The sequence below is a fragment of the Desulfobaculum sp. genome (assembly GCF_054921475.1).
The window spans coordinates 1-4,075 of record NZ_JBUDSW010000294.1 but is presented as its reverse complement, the minus strand read 5'-3'; the positions used below and the strand labels follow the sequence as shown (position 1 = coordinate 4,075).

The window sequence follows — 4,075 nt, the reverse complement described above, 5'->3', positions numbered from 1 at the left end:
ACCGCATGTTGGGGGTTCGAATCCCTCCTGGCCTGCCACACACCGCAAGTCTAGCCCTTGCTCCTCTGGAGCAAGGGCTTTTTTGCGTCTGGTGCGTGGCGTTTTGCCTCTGCGGTGTTGCGTGCGGAGCCGTGATGCGCAGGGCGCACTGCATGAGTGCCGCAGGGGCGTACACGGCTGATGCGCGGGGGCCACAGGCACAGTGATGTGCAAGGACTGGTTCCTGCTCAGCGTAGTTGTCAGGCGACTGCAAAGCGTAGCAGGGGGCGGCCGCTTTTCGGCGTGCAGAGGCTGGCTGCTGCGTGGGTGGAATTCAGCGTGGCAGGGCAGGTGCAGAAGAGGTAGGGCGGAGTATGAGTCGTTCTGCAACGAAGAACGGGCGGCATCCAGTGGATGCCGCCCGTTTTTTACGCGTGGTGTGTCCGCCTGCGGCTTAGCCGAGGAACGGATTGAAGTAGCCGAAGTTCAGCCACGGGGCGGCCTTTTTCAGCCGCTTTTTGAAATGCTTAAAGCCCATGTTTGCGCCGGGGGCGTAAGGCAGGGCGATGTCGAGGTAGAGCTCGGGGTCCAGATTAAGATTGCGCAGCTGGATGAAGTCCACCTTGAGGTCGGTCACGAAGTCCTGCAGCATGCCGAGTTCGCCCTCGGTGTCGTTGACGCCGGGGAAGAAGAGGTAGTTCAGGGAGACGAACAGGCCGTTCTTTTTGGCCTCGCGGATGGTCTCCTTCACCTGCTCCAGCCCTTCGTAGCCTGCGGGGCGGTAGTAGGCGTTGTAGAGGCCGGGGTTGGCGCTGTTCATGGACACGCGGATGGAGTTGAGTCCGGCCTTGGCCAGCGGCTCCATGGTCTCGGGGCGGCTGGCGTTGGTGTTGATGTTCACCGTGCCTGTGCCGCCAGCCTTGCGGAAGGCGCGGATGGAATCCTCAATCAGGCGGGCTTCCGTGAGGGGTTCGCCCTCGCAGCCCTGCCCGAAGGAGTAGACCGGGCGCTTTTTCTCGCGGCTGTTGTGCTCCAGCATGACTTCCACCACTTCCTGCGGCTTGGGGCGGAAGGAGATGCGGTTTTGCGGCGAGCAGAAGCCGGAATCCTCGGGCTGGTGGGAAATACAGCCAACGCAGCGGGCGTTGCAGGTCTGGGAGGTGGGCAGCGGCGCTTCAAAGCGCCCAAGGGCGAGGTTCTTGGCCGCCGGGCAGCCAAATGTCAGCGCGCACCGGGCCAGATGCCCCATCAGGCGGTTGTCCGGATATTTTTTCAGGAGCTTTTGCGCGCCCTTTTCGATGCGCTCGTCCGGGATGCCGGAAAAGACCTGCCGCATATCCTCGTCCACTTTCTTGGCGGCCACCCAAAAGCGTCCGTTGGCGTAGCCTACGGCGGCGTAGGCCACCAGCGGCAGGATGGGGGCATCGTCCTGTGTGACGTAGGAGGACACGCCTGTGATGGTGTAGGCCGGGCAGACAAAAGCCGCCACGGCGTTTTCGTCCAGACAGATGGCTTCGCCGGTTTCTTCGTCAAAGCCGACGGCGCTGCGTCCGGGCAGAAGGAAAACGTCGCTGCCCTTGGGCAGGGGGGTGAGTTCATCCGGGCGGGGCAGGGCGAACTCGTCACCGCGGCGGGTCATCATGAGCAGGCCGGGATGGTCGTATATCTGGCCGGATTCGTCGGCGAAGAGCAGACGCGGCCGCACTTTGCTTGAAGCCATGGGCTACTGCACCTCAAAAAGTTGTGTGTGGGCCAAAGCCCGTGAAAAAGGGCGAATTCGCCATAGCGAATTCGCCCTCATAGCAGCAATCGAAGCGTAAGAAAATCTTAGCGCTTGGAGAACTGGAAGTTGGCACGTGCACCGCGCTGGCCGTACTTCTTACGTTCCTTGACGCGAGCGTCGCGGGTGATAAGACCAGCTTTCTTGAGCGGGCCGCGGAGTTCGGGATCGAACTCCATCAGCGCACGGGCGATGCCGTGGCGGACGGCCTGTGCCTGACCAGCCTGACCGCCACCAGAAACGTTGACCTTAACGTCGAACTTGCCGATCGTTTTGGTCAGGTTCAGGGGCTGGCGGATGATCATCTGCAGGGTGGCGCGGGGGAAGAAGTCCTCGTAAGGACGTCCATTGACCACAATCTGGCCGCTGCCGTTGTCGTAAAGACGGGTGCGGGCGACGGAGGTCTTCCTTTTACCGGTACCGTAGAAAAATTCGTTGCTCATAATGTATTTCTCCCTCACTGTACCGGACTAAACGTCCAGGGGCTTGGGCTGCTGAGAGGCGTGGGGATGCTCAGAACCAGTGTAGACCTTGAGCTTTTTGAGGATCTGACGACCGAGACGGTTCTTCGGCAGCATGCCGCGAACAGCCTTGATGATGACGTCCTCAGGCTTGGTTTCCAGCATGGTCCGGAGGTTGGCCTCGCGGATGCCGCCCGGGTAGCCAGTGTGACGGTAGTACATCTTCTGGTCCAGCTTGTGACCGGTCACCTTGATCTTCTCGGCATTGACCACAACGATGAAATCACCGCAATCTACGTGAGGCGCAAACTCGGGCTTGTGCTTACCACGCAGGCGGGTGGCAATCTCGGTGGCGAGACGGCCAAGGATTTTGTCTTCGGCGTCCACAACGAACCAGTCGTTGGTGACTTCCTCAGGCTTGGGGCTGTACGTTTTCATTGTAAAATCTCTCCTCGCTCGTGCTGGAACGAAGTGCCATATGTCGTTCTATATCACTGCCGGACGAGAAATGCACCGACAGCGCGACGAAAATTGTAACGGGACGGACAAGGTAACTGAAACCCCTCCGTTTGAAAAGCCCCCACGGCAAAAAAGTGAAAATTCAACGATTCCGGCGCTTGAGCTTTGTTTTCGGGCGACGTATCGTCTTCTTTCCCGCGTCTACAACCCCCTTTGGAGGGATTATGCCAAGCATTCGCAAGAGTCTTTTGCAGTTCGTGTTCTCCGGCGCATACATGAAGCGCTGGAACGACAAGCTCCGCCCCATGAACCTGTGCGAGCTGGATAAGCAGGGGCACAAGATGATGGTGGCGTGGGTGCTGTACGTCCTCAACTCCCGGAATATGCCGCAGGAGAAGCGCATAGCCCTTGGCCTGCGCGTTATCGAGGGCGGATTGATCGATTACCTCTACCGCCTTGTCATAACCGATATCAAGCCGCCCGTCTTCTACAAGATTAAGGCGAATCCGGAGCACTACCGCCAGCTGTCCCTGTGGGTGCTGGAGCAGCTTTCCCCGCGCCTTCAGCCCCTTGGCGGCTCGTTTTGGAAGCGCCTTGAAACCCGCCTGACCACGGAGCGCGACGGGCAGGACCTGGCCGACCGCATCCTTGAGGCCGCGCATCTTTATGCATCCAGCTGGGAGTTTGGCCTTATCCGCGGGCTGGGTACGTGGGATGAGGAAAAGGCGGAGATTGACGAGAACTTTGCCCAAAAGCTTGAGGCGCTGAGCGATCTTGAAGGCGTCAGCGAATTGAGTCAGGGCTTGGGGTTGAACGGCGAGTCGCCGGATGCAACAAAGCCCACCCTGTCCCATTTTGCCCACCTGTGCGGGCAGCTGCGCTTTCAGACCAGATGGTCGCAGACCCCGCGCATCCCCGAAACCTCGGTGCTGGGGCACCTGTTTACCGTGGCGGCGTATTCCTACTTTTTCAGCATCGCCTCCGATGCCGGGCGCGCCCAGCGGGTGAACAATTTCTTTGCCGCCCTCTATCACGACCTGCCCGAGGTGCTCACCCGCGATATCATCTCGCCGGTGAAGCAGTCCGTGGAGCCCCTTGCCGACCTCATCAAGGAGTATGAGGACAGCGAGCTGGAGCGCCGCGTGTTTGCCCGTCTGCGCAGTGGGGACTACAGCGATATTGCGGAGCGGCTGGAATACTACCTTGGCATCAAGACCGGCTCGGAATTCACCGCCACGGCGTGGGTGGGCGGCAAACCCGTGAACGTTACGCGCGAGGAATTGGCCCACCAGTACGATAGCGCGGCCTTTGACCCCAAAGACGGCGAAATGATCAAGGTCTGCGACCACCTTGCGGCCTTTGTGGAAGCCTACACCGCCGTGCGAAACGGCATTAC

The 4,075-nt window shown here is 60.0% G+C and carries 4 protein-coding genes; 1 reads left to right on the top strand and 3 read right to left on the bottom strand.

What is annotated here, in order from left to right; all coding sequences use genetic code 11:
* Window positions 1-433: 433 nt before the first annotated feature.
* The 3 genes from ACY69P_RS14825 to rplM form a co-directional block, all read right to left on the bottom strand.
* Complete coding sequence (locus tag ACY69P_RS14825) at window positions 434-1,699, bottom strand: radical SAM protein (protein WP_462328030.1); 1,266 nt, start codon at window positions 1,697-1,699, stop codon at window positions 434-436.
* 107 nt (window positions 1,700-1,806) lie between these two features.
* Window positions 1,807-2,202 carry a 30S ribosomal protein S9 gene (gene rpsI / locus ACY69P_RS14820; RefSeq protein ID WP_404844237.1) on the bottom strand — a complete coding sequence of 132 codons (396 nt, stop codon included), beginning with the start codon at window positions 2,200-2,202 and terminating at the stop codon, window positions 1,807-1,809.
* Between the two features lie 27 nt (window positions 2,203-2,229).
* Entirely contained in the window at window positions 2,230-2,658 is a 429-nt protein-coding gene (rplM, locus tag ACY69P_RS14815) for a 50S ribosomal protein L13 (RefSeq protein ID WP_404844238.1), read from the bottom strand.
* 245 nt (window positions 2,659-2,903) lie between these two features.
* On the opposite strand from rplM, the gene ACY69P_RS14810 reads away from it, so the two are divergent.
* A partial coding sequence (locus tag ACY69P_RS14810) for an HD domain-containing protein (protein WP_462328029.1) occupies window positions 2,904-4,075 on the top strand: 1,172 nt, incomplete at its 3' end.